The sequence below is a fragment of the Pseudomonas sp. CM25 genome (genome assembly GCF_013179705.1).
In the GTDB taxonomy this organism is placed as follows: domain Bacteria; phylum Pseudomonadota; class Gammaproteobacteria; order Pseudomonadales; family Pseudomonadaceae; genus Aquipseudomonas.
In genome coordinates, this window is sequence record NZ_JABMCW010000038.1 from 1 (window position 1) to 20,856 (window position 20,856).

At 61.0% G+C, this 20,856-nt stretch carries 17 protein-coding genes and 1 pseudogene; 13 read left to right on the top strand and 5 right to left on the bottom strand.

Annotation, left to right across the window (positions count from 1 at the left end):
• Positions 1-146 precede the first annotated feature (146 nt).
• Positions 147-1,247, top strand: coding sequence for a glycine-betaine demethylase subunit GbcB (gene gbcB, locus HP546_RS06690; RefSeq protein ID WP_172221449.1), 1,101 nt, complete (start codon positions 147-149; stop codon positions 1,245-1,247).
• A 158-nt stretch (positions 1,248-1,405) separates the two neighbouring features.
• Here the strand turns inward: gbcB and HP546_RS06695 are convergent, their stop codons facing one another.
• Entirely contained in the window at positions 1,406-3,031 is a 1,626-nt protein-coding gene (locus HP546_RS06695) for a methyl-accepting chemotaxis protein (RefSeq protein ID WP_172221452.1), read from the bottom strand.
• Between the two features lie 278 nt (positions 3,032-3,309).
• On the opposite strand from HP546_RS06695, the gene HP546_RS06700 reads away from it, so the two are divergent.
• From HP546_RS06700 to HP546_RS31760, 4 genes and pseudogenes are all read left to right on the top strand, one after another.
• Positions 3,310-3,540 (top strand): hypothetical protein, encoded by a 231-nt coding sequence (locus HP546_RS06700; RefSeq protein WP_172221455.1) that lies wholly within the window; start codon positions 3,310-3,312, stop codon positions 3,538-3,540.
• Positions 3,537-3,839 (top strand): cell division protein ZapA, encoded by a 303-nt coding sequence (locus HP546_RS06705; RefSeq protein WP_172221458.1) that lies wholly within the window; start codon positions 3,537-3,539, stop codon positions 3,837-3,839. The genes HP546_RS06700 and HP546_RS06705 overlap by 4 nt, the downstream gene beginning before the upstream one ends.
• Before the next feature lie 194 nt (positions 3,840-4,033).
• Positions 4,034-5,062 (top strand): annotated as a pseudogene (locus HP546_RS31755) (cache domain-containing protein); the annotation flags it as partial.
• 135 nt (positions 5,063-5,197) lie between these two features.
• Positions 5,198-5,926 (top strand): methyl-accepting chemotaxis protein, encoded by a 729-nt coding sequence (locus HP546_RS31760; protein WP_372242419.1) that lies wholly within the window; start codon positions 5,198-5,200, stop codon positions 5,924-5,926.
• A 116-nt stretch (positions 5,927-6,042) separates the two neighbouring features.
• Here the strand turns inward: HP546_RS31760 and HP546_RS06715 are convergent, their stop codons facing one another.
• Positions 6,043-7,083: a low specificity L-threonine aldolase gene (locus HP546_RS06715; protein WP_172221464.1), complete on the bottom strand. Its 1,041-nt coding sequence runs from the start codon at positions 7,081-7,083 to the stop codon at positions 6,043-6,045.
• A 337-nt stretch (positions 7,084-7,420) separates the two neighbouring features.
• Between HP546_RS06715 and HP546_RS06720 the strand changes: the two genes are divergently transcribed.
• The 7 genes from HP546_RS06720 to fdhA all read left to right on the top strand — a co-directional run bounded on the left by HP546_RS06720 (position 7,421) and on the right by fdhA (position 16,487).
• Positions 7,421-8,674, top strand: coding sequence for a serine hydroxymethyltransferase (locus HP546_RS06720; RefSeq protein WP_172221467.1), 1,254 nt, complete (start codon positions 7,421-7,423; stop codon positions 8,672-8,674).
• 15 nt (positions 8,675-8,689) lie between these two features.
• Positions 8,690-9,940, top strand: a complete 1,251-nt coding sequence (locus HP546_RS06725) for a sarcosine oxidase subunit beta family protein (RefSeq protein WP_016484536.1) — start codon at positions 8,690-8,692, stop codon at positions 9,938-9,940.
• Positions 9,941-9,954: 14 nt separating this feature from the next.
• Positions 9,955-10,290: a sarcosine oxidase subunit delta gene (locus HP546_RS06730; protein ID WP_172221470.1), complete on the top strand. Its 336-nt coding sequence runs from the start codon at positions 9,955-9,957 to the stop codon at positions 10,288-10,290.
• Positions 10,287-13,301 (top strand): sarcosine oxidase subunit alpha, encoded by a 3,015-nt coding sequence (locus HP546_RS06735; RefSeq protein ID WP_172221472.1) that lies wholly within the window; start codon positions 10,287-10,289, stop codon positions 13,299-13,301. The genes HP546_RS06730 and HP546_RS06735 overlap by 4 nt, the downstream gene beginning before the upstream one ends.
• 179 nt (positions 13,302-13,480) lie before the next feature.
• A complete protein-coding gene (locus HP546_RS06740) occupies positions 13,481-14,113 on the top strand; it encodes a sarcosine oxidase subunit gamma (RefSeq protein ID WP_172221475.1) in 633 nt (210 codons plus the stop codon).
• A gap of 10 nt (positions 14,114-14,123) precedes the next feature.
• Complete coding sequence (gene purU / locus HP546_RS06745) at positions 14,124-14,981, top strand: formyltetrahydrofolate deformylase (RefSeq protein WP_172221478.1); 858 nt, start codon at positions 14,124-14,126, stop codon at positions 14,979-14,981.
• A 306-nt stretch (positions 14,982-15,287) separates the two neighbouring features.
• The gene (gene fdhA, locus HP546_RS06750; RefSeq protein WP_172221481.1) at positions 15,288-16,487 is read left to right on the top strand and encodes a formaldehyde dehydrogenase, glutathione-independent; all 1,200 of its coding nucleotides are present in this window, start codon (positions 15,288-15,290) and stop codon (positions 16,485-16,487) included.
• A gap of 173 nt (positions 16,488-16,660) precedes the next feature.
• Here the strand turns inward: fdhA and HP546_RS06755 are convergent, their stop codons facing one another.
• On the bottom strand, positions 16,661-17,575 hold the full coding sequence (locus tag HP546_RS06755) for an RHS repeat-associated core domain-containing protein (protein WP_172221483.1): 915 nt from the start codon (positions 17,573-17,575) through the stop codon (positions 16,661-16,663).
• Between the two features lie 224 nt (positions 17,576-17,799).
• Between HP546_RS06755 and HP546_RS06760 the strand changes: the two genes are divergently transcribed.
• Positions 17,800-18,375, top strand: coding sequence for a DUF2780 domain-containing protein (locus HP546_RS06760; RefSeq protein WP_172221486.1), 576 nt, complete (start codon positions 17,800-17,802; stop codon positions 18,373-18,375).
• A 95-nt stretch (positions 18,376-18,470) separates the two neighbouring features.
• Here HP546_RS06760 and HP546_RS06765 read toward each other — a convergent pair whose 3' ends face one another.
• Both HP546_RS06765 and HP546_RS06770 read right to left on the bottom strand, forming a co-directional pair.
• A complete protein-coding gene (locus HP546_RS06765) occupies positions 18,471-19,355 on the bottom strand; it encodes an RHS repeat-associated core domain-containing protein (protein ID WP_172221489.1) in 885 nt (294 codons plus the stop codon).
• A gap of 114 nt (positions 19,356-19,469) precedes the next feature.
• Positions 19,470-20,819: an APC family permease gene (locus HP546_RS06770; RefSeq protein ID WP_172221492.1), complete on the bottom strand. Its 1,350-nt coding sequence runs from the start codon at positions 20,817-20,819 to the stop codon at positions 19,470-19,472.
• Between the last annotated feature and the right edge of the window lie 37 nt (positions 20,820-20,856).

Here is a 20,856-nt window from a genome sequence, read left to right on the forward strand (position 1 = left end):
CGATTTGAATAACGACGCCCCAGCCCTTGTATTGCGGGGCTGGTCGCGATAAGCACGCCGATGTCGCTGGCAGGAATGTACGTCGCTCACGGGTTGAGCATTATCGGAGCCATGAAAAGGGCCATAGTCGGCCGCTGGAGATGAACATGTCCGATACCTTCCTCAATCCGGTCACCACCCAGACCTGGGCCAACGGCCGCCACATCGTGCGCTGCGTCAAGGTCATCCAGGAGACCTGGGACGTGCGCACCTTCTGCTTCATGGCAGACCAGCCGATCATGTTCTTCTTCAAGCCGGGGCAGTTCGTCACCCTCGAGCTGGAAATCGAAGGCAAGCCGGTGATGCGCTCGTACACCATCTCCAGTTCGCCGTCGGTGCCCTACAGCTTCTCGATCACCGTCAAGCGCGTGCCGGGCGGCCAGGTGTCCAACTTCCTGCACGACACCATGCACGAGGGCGCCGAGCTGCCAGTGCATGGCCCGGTGGGGTTGTTCAACGCCATCGACTTCCCGGCCGGCAAGGCGTTGTACCTGTCCGGTGGTGTCGGTATCACCCCGGTCATGTCGATGGCGCGGTGGTTCTACGACACCAACGCCAATGTCGACATGGTGTTCGTGCACAGTGCGCGTTCGCCGAAGGACATCATCTACCACCGCGAGCTGGAACAGATGGCCTCGCGCATTCCCAACTTCAGCCTGCACATCATTTGCGAGAAGCATGGGCTGGGCGAGCCGTGGGCCGGCTATCGCGGTTACCTGAACCAGCGGTTGATGGAGCTGATCGCGCCGGACTACATGGAGCGTGTGGTGTTCTGCTGCGGCCCGACGCCGTACATGACCGCCGTCAAGCGCATGCTCGAGGCGGTTGGCTTCGACATGAAGAATTACCACGAAGAATCGTTCGGTGCGACCCCGGCGGAGGCCAAGGCCGATGCGGTTGAGCATGCCGAGCAGGCGGCCGATGCGCCGGAGCTGGATGTTTCCGACCTGAACCTGGTGGAGTTCATCGGCAGCGAGAAGAGCATTCGCATTGCCCCGGGCGAGACCGTGCATGCGGCGGCGGCCAAGGTCGGGCTGATGATCCCGAAAGCGTGCGGCATGGGCATTTGCGGTACGTGCAAGGTGCTGAAGCTGGGCGGCGAGGTGGAAATGGACCACAACGGCGGCATTACCGAAGAGGACGAAGCCGAGGGCTACATCCTGTCGTGCTGCAGTGTGCCGAAAGGGGATGTGCGGATCGATTACTGATCTGAAGTTGCTGGGGCTGCTTCGCAGCCCATCGACGCGGTTCGTCGCCACGACAAGCGCGGCTCCCACAGGTACTGCACAAGCCAGGAGAGTTGCGCGGTCGGTGTGGGAGCTGGCTTGCCGGCGATGGGCCGCAAAGCGGCCCCGGCTTTTAGAAGTCAGGTACGGAAACGGGCTACCAGACCATTAAGGTCAACAGCCAGACGCGACAGCTCGGCGCTAGCCGCGCTGGTCTGATGCGCCCCGGTAGCACTCTGCACCGACAGGTCATTGATATTCACCAGGTTGCGGTCCACCTCCCGCGCCACTTGGGCCTGTTCTTCTGCCGCGCTGGCGATCACCAGGTTACGCTCGTTGATCTGCGCCACGGCACCGGCAATGGTATCCAGCGCCATGCCCGCACCACGGGCGATGTTCAGCGTCGATTCGGCGCGTTCGGTGCTGGTGCGCATCGACTCCACCGCTTCCTCCGTACCGCCCTGAATACTGCCGATCATCCGCTCGATTTCGCTGGTCGACTGCTGGGTACGGTGGGCCAGCGCCCGCACTTCATCGGCCACTACGGCAAAACCACGGCCCGCCTCACCCGCACGCGCGGCTTCGATAGCAGCGTTAAGCGCCAGCAGGTTGGTTTGATCGGCCAAGCCACGGATCACGTCCAGCACCTTGCCGATATCACGCGACTGCTCGGCCAGGTGGGTGATCAGCTTGGCAGTGGCTTGCACATCACCACTCATGCGCTCAATGGCGCCTACGGTTTCCATCACCAGGTCACGACCGTCACCGGTCGAGCGGCTGGCTTCACTGGACGCTTCGGAGGTGCTTACGGCATTACGTGCCACTTCTTCCACCGCACTGGTCATTTCCGTAACGGCAGTGGCTGCCTGTTCGATTTCGTTGTTCTGTTGTTGCAGGCCACGGGCACTTTCATCAGTGACTGCATTCAGCTCTTCGGCAGCCGACGCCAACTGGGTGGCGGAACCGGCGATCTGTTGCAAGGTGTCGCGCAGCTTGTCCTGCATGCGGGCCATGGCGCGCAGCAGTCGGGCGGCTTCGTCGGTGCCTTCGGCGCGAATGACGTGGGTCAGGTCACCGTCGGCAACCTGTTCGGCCGACTTCAGTGCCTCTTCAATGGGCCTGACGATGCTGCGCGTCAGCAGGAATGCGCAAAGGAAGGTCAGCACCGTGGCTGCAATCAGCAGCCCGATCACCAGGGCGAAGGCGGCGGCATACTGGCTGGCGGCTTTCGCGTTGGTGGCGCGGGTCTGGTCGGTGTTGATGCGCACCAGGGTGTCCATGACCTTGTTGATCTGCTCGGAGTTGGCCAGCAGGTCGCGGTTCAGCAGGTCGCGCAGCTCATCAAGGCGGTCGGCCTGGCTCAGGCTGCGCATGCGCGATTCCAGCTGGCGATACTGGCTGAGCAATTGGCCGTACTGGTCGAACGCGGCCTGCTCATCGGCGGCACCGATCATCGGCAGGTAGGCCTGGCGCGCTCGGTCGATCTGGGTGTTGCGCTGGTCCAGCAGGTTGAGCGTATCGCGCTGGGTTTCCGGTTCGCGGTTGAGCAGCAGGCGGTAGGAAAGGGTGCGCATGCGCAGGTTCAGCGCGGTGAGTTCGTCGAGAATCTTGATACTCGGCACGCTGACCTGTTCGATGGCGACGCCGGCCTGGCGAATGTTGCCCATTTGTATCAGCGAGAAGATACCGAGGCCGAGCATCAGCACGCCGATGAGCGCAAAGCCGAGCAACGCGCGCGGGGCGATATTCATGTTGCGTAGAGACATGGAGGGGAGGATCCAGGCAAGGGAGAAAGAGTGCGCAAAAGTGCGACAAAACAAGACTTGCCGGGCTATCGGTCGTGACCGGTGAGTCTTGAGTGCGACAGGGTCAATTTTGTGAGGTGGCTATCTTTTTCCTGACCGGCGGTTGACCCAGATCGGAACAAGGGGGCAGATACCCTGTCAATCTGCGGGTTAGACACCTTATGAATCTGATATTTAATGGCGATGGGCCGTACTTTTCTTTATCGTGTGCGCCCCTCGCAACAACCTGAGATAGACCCATGCTGGAAGCATCCCTGAATCAAATCGAGCAACTGGTCAGCGACCTGATGCAGAAAAACGCTCAACTCACCGAGCAGAACTCCGCCCTTGGCCAGGAACTGGCCCAGGCCAAGGAAGAAAACGAAACCCTGCAGCTGTCGCTGATGGAGCAGGAAGAAAAGAACGGTGCTACGGCTGCACGCATCCAGGCTCTGGTTGAGCGTGCCAGCGCGGGTGTCGTCGGCGCATGAGACTGCAAGAGCAGCCGATCAATGTGGTGTCGATCCTCGGCATCGATTATTCGATCAAGGCACCCGAAGGCCAGGAAGAGACGCTTGCCCAGGCGGTGCGGATGCTCAACACCGCCTTGAACGAAACCAAGCGCCAGTATCCGACCTTGATCGGCGACAAGCTGCTGGTGCTGGCCGCTCTGAACCTGTGTTCCAAGCAGGTTGACCTGCAGAATGAACACCGCAAGACGCTTGAGCGCACCCAGGCGCAGATCGACGCTACCGTCGATGCCATCGTTCGGACCATCGCAGAGTCCTGATCGATAGCCGGGGGCGCCTGTGGGAGCGGGTTCATCGGTGCGCCGAACCCGCTCCTACAGGGCGCGCCTGATTGTCTTGGATCACTGGATTAACTGGATACGCAAGTGTATACACTTTCCGCACAACAATAATGTGCAGGGGAGTAGGCATGGGTATCTGGCGTAAAAGCATCCAGTGGCAGTTGATCACCAGCATGGGCGCCGCCCTGCTGGCGAGCATCCTGGTGGTAGTCATTATCTTCACGGTGGCGCTCAACCGCCTTACCGAGCGCTACCTGGTCGACACCGCGCTCCCGGCCAGCATCGAAGCTATCCGCAACGACATCGAGCGCATGCTCGGCCAGCCGCTCACGGCGGCGGCGGACATTGCCGGCAATACCCTGCTGCGCGACTGGCTTGCGACCGGTGAAGACCCCGCCCAGGCCCCTCATTTTCTCGAATACCTGCAAGCTGCCAAGCAGCGCAATCACGCCTTCACCACGCTGTTTGTGTCGACCGGAACCGGTCACTACTACAACGAGAACGGCCTGGATCGCACCCTCAGCCGCAGTAACCCCAAAGACAAGTGGTTCTATGGCTACATCGACAGCGGCGCCGAGCGCCTGATCAACATCGACATCGACGGTGCCACCGGTGAGCTGGCGCTGTTCATCGACTACCGCGTGGAAAAAAACGGCCAGCTTGTCGGCGTGGCTGGCATGGGTCTGCTGATGACCGAGCTGTCCAGGCTGATTCACGACTTCAGCTTCGGCGAGCACGGCAAGGTTTTTCTGGTGCGTAACGATGGCTTGATCCAGGTTCACCCGGACAACGCCTTCAGCGGCAGGCGCCAACTCACCGAGCAGCTTGGTGCGGATGCGGCCAAGGCCGTGATGACCGGCGGTGAAGGCCTGCGCAGTAGCCGTTTCAGCCGAGATGGCGAGCCTTTCCTGGCGCTTGGCCTGCCTTTGCGCGATCTTGACTGGACCCTGGTGGCCGAGGTGCCGGAGTCGGAAATCTACGCACAGATGCATCAGGCGGTGTGGCTGACCAGTCTGGTCGGTGGTGTCGTGGCTTTGGTGTCACTGCTGCTGGTGGTGCTGCTGGCCCGTGGCCTGGTACGGCCGTTACGCCGCGTCACCGCTGCGCTGGTGCAGATCGGCAGTGGCGCGGGTGACCTCAGCCATCGCCTGGATGATTCACGACAGGATGAGCTGGGCGACCTGGCCCGTGGTTTCAACCGCTTCCTCGACAGCCAGCGCAGCCTGATCAGTGAAGTGTTGAGTACCTCTGAGCGGCTGCACCGTGCCGTTGAGCAGGTGACTCAGGTTGTGGACAACACCGCAGAGCGTTCCGGGCGGCAGCAGGAAATGACCGAAATGGTCGCCACCGCCGTACATGAAATGGGCCTTACCGTGCAGGACATCGCCCGCAATGCTGGCGAGGCGGCCCAGGCATCACAGTCGGCACGTGATGAGGCGCTGCAGGCGCGCGAGGTCGTGCGGCGTTCGATCCAGGGGATCGAAGGCATGTCGGGGGATATCGGCAAGGCCGCCGATGCGGTAAGCCAGTTGGCAGATGAAGTCGCCTCTATCGATGAGGTATTGGCGGTAATCCGTAGTATTTCCGAGCAGACCAACCTGCTGGCGCTGAACGCCGCCATCGAGGCCGCGCGTGCCGGGGAGATGGGCCGCGGGTTTGCGGTGGTGGCTGACGAAGTGCGAACGCTGGCGCGGCGCACGCAGCTGTCCACCGATGAAGTGCAGCAGATGATCCAGCGCTTGAAGCAGGGCGCAGGCTCGGCAGTGAGTTCGATGCAGGCGGGGCAGCAGGCGACAGGCAGTGGGGTGGAGTCGAGCCAGCGGACCGGCGCTTCGCTGGGCGCGATTACCGATCAGGTCGAGCACATCAGCGACATGAACCATCAGGTGGCTACGGCGACCGAAGAGCAATCGGCGGTGACCGAGGAGATCAACCGGACGGTGCAAGGGATTTCCGACCTGGCGCGGGAAACGGCCGCAGAAGTGCAGGGGTGCCGGGAGGAATGCCAGGGTTTGCGTGGCTTGGCCGATGACTTGGCGCGGCAGATGGGTGGGTTCAGGCTTTAGATAGTCGGTGCTGCTGCGCAGCCCATCGCCGGCAAGCCAGCTCCCACACCGACCGCACAGGATTCAAGCCCTGTGGGAGCCGCGCCAATGGGCTGCGGAGCAGCCCCAGCAAGCTGTCAGGCAGTAATGATGCTGCGGATATCCGCCGCCAGCTCACGCACCCGCTCTTCCTCGGTATCCCACGAGCACATGAACCGCGCCCCACCGCTGCCAATAAAGGTATAGAACCGCCAGCCCTTGCCGCGCAGCGCTTCAATGGCCTGCTCAGGCATCTGCAGGAACACCCCGTTGGCCTCCACCGGGAACATCAGCTCCACGCCCGGCAGATCACTCACCAGCGAGGCGAGCAACTGCGCGCAATGGTTGGCATGGTTGCCATGGCGCAACCAGGCGCCATCTTCCAGCAACCCGACCCACGGCGCCGACAAAAAGCGCATCTTCGACGCCAACTGCCCAGCCTGCTTACAGCGGTAGTCGAAGTCCTCAGCCAGCTGGCGGTTGAAGAACAGAATCGCCTCACCCACCGCCATGCCGTTCTTGGTGCCGCCAAAGCACAACACGTCGACGCCGGCCTTCCAGGTCAGCTCGGCCGGGCTGCAACCGAGGAACGCGCAGGCATTGGTAAAGCGCGCGCCGTCCATGTGCAGGTTCAGGCCAAGCTCCTTGCAGGTGGCGCTGATCGCCTTCAGCTCATCGGGGCGATAGACGGTACCCACCTCGGTGGCCTGGGTAAGGGTGACCACCCGCGGTTTGGGGTAGTGGATGTCCTGGCGCTTCAGCGCCACTTCGCGGATGGATTCGGGTGTCAGCTTGCCGTTGACGCTGGGCGCGGTCAGCAGCTTGGAACCGTTGGAGAAGAACTCCGGCGCGCCGCATTCATCGGTTTCGACATGAGCGGTCTCGGAGCAGATCACGCTGTGGTAGCTCTGGCACAGCGAGGCCAGGGCCAGCGAGTTGGCGGCGGTGCCGTTGAAGGCGAAGAACACCTCGCAGTCGGTTTCGAACAGCTCGCGGAAGTACTGCGCGGCGCGCTCGGTCCACTGGTCGTCGCCGTAGGCGCGGTCGTGGCCGTGGTTGGCCTTTTCCATGGCGGCCCAGGCTTCGGGGCAGATACCGGAATAGTTGTCGCTGGCGAATTGTTGGCTCTTATCGGTCATGACCCTGTCCTGTGAACGACGCAGAACAGCACTCTAAACCATCGATTCAGCGGTTGCCTATACAAGCGGTGCATCGGTTGGTTTCAGCTTTGCCTGTACAGGCCCTATCGCCGGCAAGCCAGCTCCCACAGGCGCTCCACAAGGCCTGAGGGCAGCGCATTTTCTGTGGGAGCTGGCTTGCCGGCGATGGGGCCAGAGAGCCCAGTGCAAAACGAATGTCGTAAACGCGCCATTGCAAGGCGTGCGCAGGCATCTGACCTGCCCCGGCCAGTCATAACATCGCCACAAAGGGCCACAGTGCTCTACGACAAAAACGATCGCTGCCGGGAGATACACGATGTTCAGCAAGCAAGACCAGATCCAGGGTTATGACGATGCACTGCTGGCGGCGATGAATGCCGAAGAACAGCGCCAGGAAGACCACATCGAGCTGATCGCCTCGGAGAACTACACCTCCAAGCGTGTGATGCAGGCCCAAGGCAGCGGCCTGACCAACAAGTACGCCGAAGGCTACCCGGGCAAGCGCTACTACGGTGGCTGCGAGCATGTGGACAAAGTCGAGGCACTGGCCATCGAGCGCGCCAAGCAGCTGTTCGGCGCCGACTACGCCAACGTCCAGCCACACTCCGGCTCGTCGGCCAACGGCGCGGTGTACCTGGCCCTGCTGCAGGCCGGTGACACCATCCTGGGCATGAGCCTGGCCCACGGCGGCCACCTGACCCACGGCGCCAAGGTGTCGTCCTCGGGCAAGCTGTACAACGCTGTGCAATACGGCATCAACACCGACACCGGCCTGATCGACTACGACGAAGTCGAGCGCCTGGCGGTCGAGCACAAGCCGAAGATGATCGTTGCCGGCTTCTCGGCCTACTCCAAGACCCTCGACTTCCCACGCTTCCGCGCCATCGCCGACAAGGTCGGGGCGCTGCTGTTCGTCGACATGGCCCACGTTGCCGGCCTGGTTGCCGCTGGCCTTTACCCGAACCCGATCCCGTTCGCCGACGTGGTCACCACCACCACCCACAAGACCCTGCGCGGCCCACGTGGTGGCCTGATCCTGGCCAAGTCCAACGAAGAGATCGAGAAAAAGCTCAACGCCGCCGTATTCCCGGGCGCCCAGGGAGGCCCGCTGATGCACGTGATCGCCGCCAAGGCGGTGTGCTTCAAGGAAGCGCTGGAGCCTGAGTTCAAGGTGTACCAGAAGCAAGTGATCGAAAACGCCCAGGCCATGGCTCAGGTGTTCATCGACCGTGGCTACGACGTGGTGTCCGACGGTACCGACAACCACCTGTTCCTGGTCAGCCTGATTCGCCAGGGGCTCACCGGCAAAGACGCCGACGCCGCCCTGGGCCGCGCGCACATCACCGTCAACAAGAACGCCGTGCCGAACGACCCACAGTCGCCGTTCGTCACCTCGGGCCTGCGCATCGGCACCCCGGCCGTGACCACCCGTGGCTTCAAGGTTGCGCAGTGCGTGGCCCTGGCCGGCTGGATCTGCGATATCCTCGACAACCTCGGTGACGCAGACGTCGAAGCCGATGTGGCGAAGAACGTCGCGGCGCTGTGCGCAGATTTCCCTGTTTACCGCTGAGTGGAGTAAACGACCATGCAACGCTACTCGGGCTTCGGCCTCTTCAAACACTCCCTCAGCCACCACGAGAACTGGCAGCGCATGTGGCGCACGCCAACCCCTAAAAAGGTTTACGACGTGGTTATCGTCGGCGGTGGCGGCCATGGTCTGGCCACGGCTTACTACCTGGCCAAAGAGCACGGCATCACCAACGTCGCAGTAATCGAAAAGGGCTACCTGGGCGGCGGCAACACTGCCCGTAACACCACCATCGTGCGTTCCAACTATCTGTGGGACGAATCGGCGCAGCTCTATGAGCACGCCATGAAGCTGTGGGAAGGGCTGTCCCAGGACATCAACTACAACGTGATGTTCTCCCAGCGTGGCGTCTACAACCTGTGCCACACCCTGCAGGACATTCGTGACTCCGAGCGCCGCGTCAGCGCCAACCGCCTCAACGGCGTCGATGGCGAACTGCTGAACACCGCCCAGGTCGCGGCTGAAATCCCGTACCTGGACTGCTCGAAGAACACCCGTTACCCGATCCTCGGCGCGACCGTTCAGCGCCGTGGTGGCGTGGCTCGTCACGACGCCGTGGCCTGGGGCTATGCCCGTGCCGCCGACGCCTTGGGTGTCGACCTCATCCAGCAGACCGAAGTAATTGGCTTTCGCAAGGAAAACGGCGCGGTCATCGGTGTTGAAACCAACAAAGGCTTCATCGGCGCCAAGCGCGTCGGCGTGGTCACCGCCGGTAACTCCGGGCACATGGCCAAGCTGGCCGGCTTCCGCCTGCCGCTGGAGTCGCACCCGCTGCAAGCGCTGGTCTCCGAGCCTATCAAGCCGATCATCGACAGCGTGATCATGTCCAACGCCGTGCACGGCTACATCAGCCAGTCCGACAAGGGCGACCTGGTGATCGGTGCCGGTATCGACGGCTGGGTCGGCTACGGCCAGCGCGGTTCGTACCCGGTGATCGAGCACACCCTGCAGGCCATCGTCGAGATGTTCCCCAACCTCTCGCGCGTACGCATGAACCGCCAGTGGGGCGGCATCGTCGACACCTCGCCGGACGCTTGCCCGATCATCACCAAGACCCCGGTCAAGAACATGTTCTTCAACTGCGGTTGGGGTACTGGCGGCTTCAAGGCGACCCCGGGTTCGGGCAACGTCTTCGCCGCGAGCCTGGCCAAGGGCGAAATGCACCCACTGGCCGCGCCGTTCTCCATGGACCGTTTCTACAACGGCGCACTGATCGACGAACACGGCGCCGCCGCCGTCGCCCACTAACCGGAGACACCGTCATGTTGCATATTTTCTGTCCCCACTGCGGCGAGCTGCGCTCCGAAGAAGAGTTCCACGCCTCTGGCCAGGCACACATCGCCCGCCCGCTGGACCCTGCCGCCTGCTCCGACGAGGAGTGGGGTACCTACATGTTCTACCGTGACAACCCGCGCGGTATCCACCATGAACTGTGGGACCACGTTGCCGGCTGCCGCCAGTACTTCAACGTCACCCGTAACACCGTGACCTACGAAATTCTGGAAACCTACAAGATTGGCGAGAAGCCGCAAGTGACCGAAGGCGGCAAGCCAACCTGCGCACCGTCGACCGTCAAAGGCCAAGGGGAAAAAGTATGAGCCAGACCTATCGCCTCGCCAGCGGCGGCCGTGTCGACCGCAGCAAGGTCCTGAACTTCACCTTCAACGGCAAGACCTACCAGGGTTATGCCGGTGACAGCCTGGCCGCCGCGTTGCTGGCCAACGGCGTCGACATCGTTGGCCGCAGCTTCAAGTACTCGCGTCCGCGCGGCATCATCGCCGCCGGTACCGAAGAGCCGAACGCGATCCTGCAGATCGGCTCCAGCGAAGCCACCCAGATCCCCAACGTGCGTGCCACCCAGCAGGCGCTGTACGCAGGTCTTGTAGCCACCAGCACCAACGGCTGGCCGAACGTCAACAACGACGTCATGGGTATCCTTGGCAAGGTTGGTGGCAGCATGATGCCGCCGGGGTTCTACTACAAAACCTTCATGTACCCGAAATCGTTCTGGATGACTTACGAGAAGTACATCCGCAAAGCCGCAGGCCTTGGCCGTGCGCCGCTGCAGAACGACCCGGACAGCTACGACTACATGAACCAGCACTGCGACGTGCTGATCGTCGGCGCCGGCCCTGCTGGCCTGGCTGCCGCACTGGCCGCCGCGCGCAGCGGTGCCCGGGTGATCCTGGCCGACGAGCAGGAAGAGTTTGGCGGTAGCCTGCTCGACTCCCGCGAAACCCTCGACGGCAAGCCTGCCGCCGACTGGGTCAGCGCCGTGGTCAAAGAGCTGGAAAGCCTGCCGGAAGTGACCCTGCTGCCACGTGCCACGGTCAACGGCTACCACGACCATAACTTCCTGACCATTCACGAGCGCCTCACCGACCACCTGGGCGACCGCGCCCCGATCGGCCAGGTACGCCACCGCGTGCACCGTGTGCGTGCCAAGCGCGTGGTGCTGGCTGCCGGTGCCCACGAGCGCCCGCTGGTGTACGGCAACAACGACGTGCCGGGCAACATGCTGGCGGGTGCCGTTTCCACCTACGTTCGCCGCTACGGCGTGGCCCCGGGCCGCAAGCTGGTGCTGTCGACCAACAACGACCACGCCTACCGCGCCGCGCTGGACTGGCACGATGCCGGCCTGCAAGTGGTCGCTATTGCCGACGCCCGCCACAACCCGCGTGGCTCGCTGGTTGAAGAAGCGCGTGCGAAAGGCATCCGCATCCTCACCTCCAGCGCCGTGGTCGAGGCCAAGGGCAGCAAGCATGTGACCGGCGCCCGCGTGGCCGCCATCGACGTGCAGGCACACAAGGTCACCAGCCCAGGCGAAACCCTTGAGTGCGACCTGATCGCAACCTCCGGCGGCTACAGCCCGATCGTGCACCTGGCTTCGCACCTGGGCGGTCGCCCGGTATGGCGTGACGACATTCTTGGCTTCGTGCCGGGCGATGCGCCGCAGAAACGCGAGTGCGTGGGTGGCATCAACGGCGTCTACGCCTTGGGCGACGTAATTGCCGATGGTTTTGAAGGCGGCGCGCGCGCCGCCACCGAAGCCGGCTTCAAAGCCAGCGTCGGCACCCTGCCGAAAACCGTTGCGCGCAAGGAAGAGGCCACCGTGGCGCTGTTCCAGGTGCCGCACGACAAAGGCACCAAGGGGCCGAAGCAGTTCGTCGACCAGCAGAACGACGTGACCGCCGCCGGCATCGAGTTGGCCACCCGCGAAGGCTTCGAGTCGGTCGAGCACGTAAAACGCTACACCGCGCTGGGCTTCGGTACCGACCAGGGCAAACTGGGCAACATCAACGGCCTGGCCATTGCCGCCCGTTCGATCGGTATTACCATCCCGGAAATGGGCACCACCATGTTCCGCCCCAACTACACGCCGGTCACCTTCGGCGCGGTAGCGGGCCGCCACTGTGGTCACCTGTTCGAGCCCGTGCGTTTCACTGCCCTGCATGCCTGGCACGTGAAGAACGGTGCCGAGTTCGAAGACGTCGGCCAGTGGAAGCGCCCTTGGTACTTCCCGAAAGCCGGTGAAGACCTCAACACCGCGGTGGCCCGCGAGTGCAAGGCCGTGCGCGACAGCGTAGGCCTGCTGGACGCCTCGACTCTGGGCAAGATCGACATCCAGGGCCCGGATGCCCGCGAGTTCCTCAACCGCATCTACACCAACGCCTGGACCAAGCTCGACGTGGGCAAGGCCCGCTACGGCCTGATGTGCAAGGAAGACGGCATGGTCTTCGACGACGGCGTCACCGCCTGCGTCGGCGACAACCACTTCATCATGACCACCACCACCGGCGGCGCTGCACGCGTGCTGCAGTGGATGGAGCTGTACCTGCAAACCGAATGGCCGGAGCTGAAGGTGTATTTCACCTCGGTCACCGACCACTGGGCCACCATGACCCTGTCCGGCCCCAACAGCCGCAAGCTGCTCAGCGAGCTGACCGACATCGACATGGACAAGGAAGCCTTCCCGTTCATGACCTGGAAGGAAGGCAACGTCGCAGGCGTGCCGGCCCGTGTGTTCCGGATTTCGTTCACCGGTGAGCTGTCGTACGAAGTCAACGTGCAGGCCAACTACGCCATGGGCGTACTGGAAAAGATCGTCGAGGCAGGCAAGAAGTACAACCTGACCCCGTACGGCACCGAGACCATGCACGTACTGCGTGCCGAGAAGGGCTTCATCATCGTTGGTCAGGACACCGACGGTTCGATGAACCCGGACGACCTGAACATGAGCTGGTGCGTGGGCCGCAACAAGCCGTACTCGTGGATCGGCCTGCGTGGCATGAACCGCGAAGACTGCGTGCGCGAAAACCGCAAGCAGCTGGTCGGCCTGAAGCCGGTCGACCCGACCAAGTGGCTGCCGGAGGGCGCCCAGCTGGTCTTCGATCCGAAACAGCCGATCCCGATGGACATGGTTGGCCACGTCACCTCCAGCTACGCGCACAACTCCCTGGGCTATTCGTTTGCCATGGGTGTGGTCAAGGGCGGCCTCAAGCGCATGGGCGAGCGTGTCTACTCGCCACAGGCTGACGGCAGCGTGATCGAGGCCGAGATCGTGTCTTCGGTGTTCTTCGATCCGAAGGGTGAGCGGCAGAACGTTTGACTCCGGGCCCTGTGGGGGCAGGCCAGGCCCAATCGCCGGCAAGCCAGCGCCCACAGGATCGATGCAGTTTTGAAGGTTGGTGAGGTCCCTGTGGGAGCTGGCTTGCCGGCGATGAGGCCGGTAGCCCCAACACAAAAGCGGCGTCGCATCGACGAACAAGAATTCAAGGCAGGTAAGAAATGAGCGCTATCAACGTCTACCAGCAAAACCCCGGCGCCGAGGCCAAGGCCCAGTCGCCACTGCACCACGCCGACCTGGCCAGCCTGGTTGGCAAAGGCCGCAAGAACGCAGGCGTGACCCTGCGTGAGAAGAAATTCCTCGGCCACCTGACCATCCGTGGCGACGGCCACAACCCGGAATTCGCCGCAGGCGTGCACAAGGCCCTGGGCCTGGAGTTGCCTGTGGCCCTGACCGTGGTTGCCAGCGGCGACACCTCGCTGCAATGGGTCGGCCCCGACGAGTGGCTGCTGATCGTGCCTGGCGGCCAGGAACTGGCCGTCGAGCAAAAGCTGCGCGCGGCCCTGGAAGGCCAGCACATCCAGGTGGTCAACGTCAGCGGCGGGCAAAGCCTGCTGGAACTGCGCGGCCCGAACGTGCGTGAAGTGCTGATGAAGTCCACCAGCTATGATGTTCATCCGAACAACTTCCCGGTGGGCAAGGCTGTCGGCACCGTGTTCGCCAAGTCGCAGCTGGTGATCCGCCGCACCGCCGAAGACACCTGGGAGCTGGTGATTCGCCGCAGCTTCGCCGACTACTGGTGGCTGTGGCTGCAGGACGCTTCGGCCGAATACGGCCTGAGCATCGAAGCTTAAGGAGAAGAACATGAGTCGGGCACCGGATACCTGGATTCTCACCGCCGACTGCCCGAGCATGCTCGGCACCGTCGACGTGGTGACGCGTTACCTCTTCGAGCAGCGCTGCTACGTGACGGAGCACCACTCCTTCGATGACCGGCTGTCGGGGCGCTTCTTCATTCGCGTGGAGTTCCGCCAGCCGGACGATTTCGACGAGGTCGGCTTCCGCGCCGGCCTGGCCGAGCGCAGCGGTGCGTTCGGCATGGCCTTCGAGCTGACGGCGCCCAAGCACCGCCCCAAGGTGGTGATCATGGTGTCCAAGGCTGACCATTGCCTTAACGACTTGCTGTATCGCCAGCGCATTGGCCAGCTGAGCATGGACGTGGTGGCAGTGGTGTCCAACCACCCCGACCTCGAGCCCTTGGCGCAGTGGCACAAGATTCCCTACTACCACTTCGCCCTCGATCCCAAGGACAAGCCTGCGCAGGAGCGCAAGGTGATCCAGGTGATCGAAGAAACCGGGGCCGAGCTGGTGGTGCTTGCCCGTTACATGCAGGTGCTGTCGCCGGAGCTGTGCCGGCGCCTGGATGGCTGGGCGATCAACATCCACCACTCGTTGTTGCCGGGGTTCAAGGGCGCCAAGCCTTATCACCAGGCGTACAACAAGGGCGTGAAGATGGTTGGCGCCACGGCGCACTACATCAATAACGACCTGGACGAAGGGCCGATCATTGCCCAGGGCGTCGAAGTGGTGGACCACAGCCATTACCCCGAAGACCTGATTGCCAAAGGGCGTGATATCGAATGCCTGACCCTGGCGCGGGCTGTGGGTTATCACATCGAGCGGCGAGTGTTCCTTAACGCCAATCGGACTGTAGTTCTGTAATAACCTGCACCGGCCTCTTCGCGGGTGAACCCGCTCCCACAAGTACTTCGCCAGCCTTGAAGCTTGCGCAGAACCTGTGGGAGCGGGTTCACCCGCGAAAAGGCCAGAACAGGTAACCACCTCTGTTACATCCCCCATGTCCTTCAACGACAAGCCTGCCGCTAAAAGGCATCTCCCTGTCGCTCCCAGTCAGTGCATCCGGCCGCATCAGGCCCACAATCCCCTCATTCCAGAAACACATGCCGCCCATGGATGGCGGCGCGTTCCACCACCGCTGCATCAATAAAAATCAAGCGAGGTAAGAGCATGTCTGGCAATCGTGGAGTGGTGTATCTCGGCGCTGGCAAGGTCGAAGTACAGAAGATCGACTACCCGAAAATGCAGGACCCGCGCGGCAAGAAGATCGAGCACGGCGTGATCTTGAAGGTGGTCTCCACCAATATCTGCGGCTCCGACCAGCACATGGTCCGCGGCCGCACCACTGCCCAGACCGGCCTGGTGCTGGGCCATGAAATCACCGGTGAGATCATCGAGAAAGGCAGCGACGTCGAGCGCATGCAGATCGGCGACTTGGTCTCGGTACCCTTCAACGTCGCCTGCGGCCGTTGCCGCTCCTGCAAAGAGATGCACACCGGTGTCTGCCTTACCGTCAACCCGGCCCGCGCTGGCGGCGCCTACGGCTACGTCGACATGGGCGACTGGACCGGCGGCCAGGCCGAGTACGTGCTGGTGCCGTATGCCGACTTCAACCTGCTGAAACTGCCAGACCGCGACAAGGCCATGGAAAAAATCCGTGACCTGACCTGCCTGTCCGACATCCTGCCAACCGGCTACCACGGCGCCGTCACTGCCGGCGTAGGCCCAGGCAGCACCGTCTACGTTGCCGGCGCCGGCCCGGTCGGCCTGGCCGCCGCTGCCTCCGCGCGCCTGCTGGGCGCCGCCTGCGTGATCGTCGGTGACCTCAACCCACTGCGCCTGGCCCACGCCAAGTCGCAGGGTTTCGAAGTGGTCGACCTGTCCAAGGACACCCCGCTGCACGAGCAGATCGTCGACATCCTCGGCGAGCCGGAAGTGGACTGCGCCGTTGACGCTGTAGGCTTCGAGGCCCGTGGCCATGGCCATGAAGGTGCCAAGCATGAAGCCCCGGCCACCGTGTTGAACTCGCTGATGCAGGTTACCCGCGTTGCCGGCAACATCGGTATCCCGGGCCTGTACGTGACCGAAGACCCGGGTGCGGTGGATGCCGCCGCCAAGATCGGCGCACTGAGCATCCGCTTCGGCCTGGGCTGGGCCAAGTCGCACAGCTTCCATACCGGGCAGACGCCTACCATGAAGTACAACCGCCAGCTGATGCAGGCGATCATGTGGGACCGTATCAACATTGCCGAAGTGGTGGGTGTGCAGGTGATCAACCTGGATCAGGCGCCGGAAGGGTATGGCGAGTTTGATGCAGGGGTGCCGAAGAAGTTTGTGATTGACCCGCACAAGATGTGGGGTGCTGCGTAACAAGCATCGCGTAAGTAGAGCCCCTCAAAAGAGGGGCTTTTCACGACGGTAACATTGGTTTCGGTGCCTATACGACCAGTTGCAGGAGCATGTAAGAAGGCCTGTTGGCGACAGGTGCAGCATAGATATTTATTCTGAGGGGGCGTGGTTTTCTGAATTTAGGGCTAACGCGTCTAGTCAACGAAATTCCAACCCTGCTTCTCCCGCTTCTGCTTTTTGCTGACTCCAATCGTTGGGCCTGTAGGTTTATTACGGTCAAATTTTTTCATTTCTTTCATTGCGGCTATCGCTTTCCTGTTATCTATTTCTACACGGATAATGTTGATCGTTTCATTGATGGTGGTCAATGTTTGGGTGTCTTGAGTGAGAAGTTTGATTTTGTGTTTTAGCGCGTAGTTAGTTGTATTTTTGCTGATCGCTTGAACCGCAGGCAGTCTTTGTTTTTCAAGGATTAATTGATTTGCCATAGCGTTAAGATCGGATATGGATCGGGCGCTCTCAATTTGCTCTGTATTTGGGATGGTTATTTCTCTTAGAGTTTTATTGAGCTTGTCAGTTGCGCTTTGGAATGATTCGATCTTGGCTCGTAGTTTTACTATTCTGTTTCTGAAAGTATTTGCAAACCATTTTAAAGGGCTGTGCCCTGACGGGTCGATTGCATTAATCGGATCATTGGCGCAGTAGGCGTAGGGATTAAACCCTCCGGCGCCGAAAGGGCTTATATTGTCGGGGGATAAAAAGCGCATCAGCGTCGGGCTAAACCCCCGATGGTAACCCGTGCCAAGTAGATAGAATTGTGATAATGTTTCCAAGTGCTCGCTATTGAAGCCTAGTAAAATTTCCAGCGCCGACAGGTCTTTTGAGTGGCCATAGGCTGTATAAGTCAGTCTGTTCTCATTTGAGTTTCCAAAGAGTGATATAGAGCCTTTATCGTCTGTTGCGAGCAATTCTGTTTTATTTATAGCAGTGTTGCGACGTTCTGCAACGGCCGTGCCAGCAGCCCAGCAAATTGTTCGTTGACTAGCGTTCTTCTGCACCCTCGCGAGTTTTTCATTCAGGTAGAAGTACTGAGTGCCGTTCGTCTTCATCGTCGGTGTCTCCTGGTATGGCAATGAAATTGGTAAGAGCTTCTCCGGGATATTGATGAAGAGAGGTCTGTAAGGCTACTGGTAAAAATGATAGTTATTTACCATGTTTTCAGCGGACGTAACCGATTCTGCGTATCCCGATGCATGGTGTGGAACAAAATCCCAGCCCATCACTCAAATCCCTCGTTTCCCAAGGCCATCCCGGCCCACGAGGTTCCCTCCCGATGAAAGCATTTACTCTGGCAACCCTTATGACCCTGGCCGCGAGCCCGGTGTTCGCCTTCAACCTCAGCGACGCCGCCAACGCCGTATCCGCCATGCAGAACCAGAAGCAGCAAGGCCAGGTGCAGGCGCCCGAAGCTCAGGCGAATTTGCTCAATACGTTGGGCAGCGAATTGAAGATCACCCCCGAACAGGCCGTTGGCGGGGCGGGGGCGATGTTGGGGTTGGCGCGTAACAATCTCAGCAGTGACGACTATGGCCAGCTAACCAAGGCGGTGCCGGGGCTGGACCTGCTTGCAGGGGCCAATGCCTTAGGCGGGCTGAGCGGGTTGGGTGAAATGCTCGGAAAGAACAGTGAGAGCCAGTCGGCGTTGAGCAATGCGCTGGGCAACAATGTGGAGAACCGCAGCGACCTGGACAGTGCGTTCAAGGCGCTGGGGATGGATACCGGGATGATCGGGCAGTTTGCGCCGTTGCTGCTGCAGTACCTTGGGCAGCAGGGGATTGCCGGGTCGTTGTTGCAGAATCTGGGGAGTTTGTGGACTGCTCCCGCTCCGTTAGGTCAGCCATCGGTGTGATTGACTATTTGGCAACTACCCCTCCTTGAACGAAGCGATTGAACCTCACCTGTTTGGAGCCCGTTTGAGAATAGGGCTTCAAGCGGGCGAATTATTTAATTCTGAGTACTGCGTGTTTGGCTGTTAAGTTCTTTTGGAGTTGGCTGTTTGGTGCTGATGAACGTTTCTTTGCCTTTCGAAAGCCTATAAACCAAGCCGGCGTCTAGTGATGCCATATGCGAAGCTCTTTCCTCCTCTGCGATTTTTAAATTGGTTGTGATTTTCATAGATAGTGATGAGTCTTTCTGTTCTATGGCTGTTTTAAGTTCTGAGTGCAGGCTTTTTATATGATTATTGTATCGAGTCGTCATGTTGTTGTATTGTTGTAAGCTCATTGAGCCGTCGCTTATGGAAGCAGGTTGGTTGCTTTGCGTCGTACGCATCGAAAATTGTTCTCCGAACACTGCTGGTAGCAAATTGGGGCTGGATCCGCTTCGGTTAGTCTGAGGGGGCAAGTTAAGTTTTGATGCTGATGAGCCAGGTTGAGTTGCGCGAGAACTATTCGGCATATGCCCACTAGGGTCACTATTATTGATAGGGTCGCCGTCACAATAACAATAAGGGTTCAATACACCCCCGAATGGGCTAAAACTATCGGGGGATCGGAACCGCATCAGAGATGCGCTGTAGTCTCGATACCCGTTCCCTAGCAGATATCCTTCAATAGGCTGCTCGAACCACTCGCCGGTGTAAGCAATCGTCGACTTGGCTTGCGCAGAAAAACGATATCCATAAGGTGTATAGCTAGGGGCACTACCAACGTTCATCCCGTAGGTTGAATCCTGAACATCGCAGATCAGTGGAACGCCCTGCCGGTCATGTAACAAGGCAAGTGGTTGGCGCTTATTGCGCAAGATGCGTTCGATTCGATTTCCGACCAATACGAGAGAGAGGTAAGAGCCCTGATAGAACCGAAGAGTTCTTGAATTGAAGTGCGCCATTTGCACAGTCCCTACAGGCCAATCTGGTCTTTAGCTTGAGGCTGTGTCCAAGTAGAGGCAACTGGCAGAAATGATAGGGCTTTTCAGCAGATGGCCGTCCGTGGCCATTTAGATTCAAGCAGCTTCGGTAAAGTCCACCAAGCGTACCGGGCGGCGGAAGCCGGCGGTCAGGACTGCCAAATATGCAAGGCCCAGGGCAAACCAGGACAGGCCAATCACCAACGTCAGTGCCGACAGGCTGGTCCACAGCCACAGTGTCAGCCCCAAACCTACCAGCGGCACCAGGCCATAGCACAGCAGCCCCTTGAGGGTACGCTGGGCCCCAGCGTCCATCAGGTGCGTCTTCACCACCGCCAGGTTCACCGCTGAAAACGCCACCAGCGCGCCAAAACTGATCAGCGAGGCGAGGGTAGCCAGGTCAATCACCAGCGCCAGCAGCGAAAACGCCGACACCAGCAAAATGGCAAACACCGGCGTACCAAACCGCGGCGACAGGTAACCAAAGCTGCGCCGCGGCAGCACGTTGTCCCGCCCCATGGTGAACAGGATGCGCGACACCGCCGCTTGCGAGGCCAGCGCCGAACCCAGGCTGCCGGCCACGTACGCGGCGGTGAAGAAGTTGGCCAGGAACTGCCCGCCCGCCTTGAACATCACCTCGTTGGCCGCTGCATCGGCATTGGCGAAGCTGCTGCCCGGCAAGACCAGCTGGCTGACATAGGCCAGTACGGTGAACAGCACGCCGGCGAACAGCGTGGTGAGGATGATCGCCCGTGGCACGTCGCGGCGGGCATCGCGGCATTCCTCGGCCAGGGTGGAGACAGCATCAAAGCCGAGGAACGACAGGCACAGTACCGCCGCGCCGGCCATGATCGCGCCGAAGCCAGGCTGCGAGCCGTCGCCCATCAGCGGCGACAGCAGGTCCAGCGGCTGGCCGGCCAGCGACTGGCAGGACAGGGCGACGAACACGCCGATGAAGACGATCTGCGCGCCGACGATCAGGTTGCTGGTCTTGGCCACCGAGTGAATGCCGATCACATTCAGCACGGTCACCAGGGCAATCGAGGCGAGTGCGATGGACCACGCCGGGATGGCCGGGAAGGCGATGTTGAGGAACAGGCCGATCAGCAGGTAGTTGATCATCGGCAGGAACAGGTAGTCGAGCAACAGCGACCAGCCGGCGAGAAAGCCGACGTTGGGGCCGAAGGCCATGTTGGTGTAGGAATACGCCGAGCCCGCGACCGGAAAGCGTTTGACCATGAAGCTATAGGACGCGGCGGTGAACAGCATGGCCACCAGTGTGACCATGTAGGCGCTGGCGGTGCGGCCACCGGTGAGTTCGGTGACGATGCCGTAGGTGGTGAAGATGGTCAGCGGGACCATGTAGACCAGGCCGAAGAACACCAGGGCGGGGAGGCCCAGTACGCGACGAAGTTGGGCGGGGGCGGAGCTGATTGGGTTGGCCATCGTTCGATCCAGAGCGTTCTTGTAGTTGTGCTTTGGT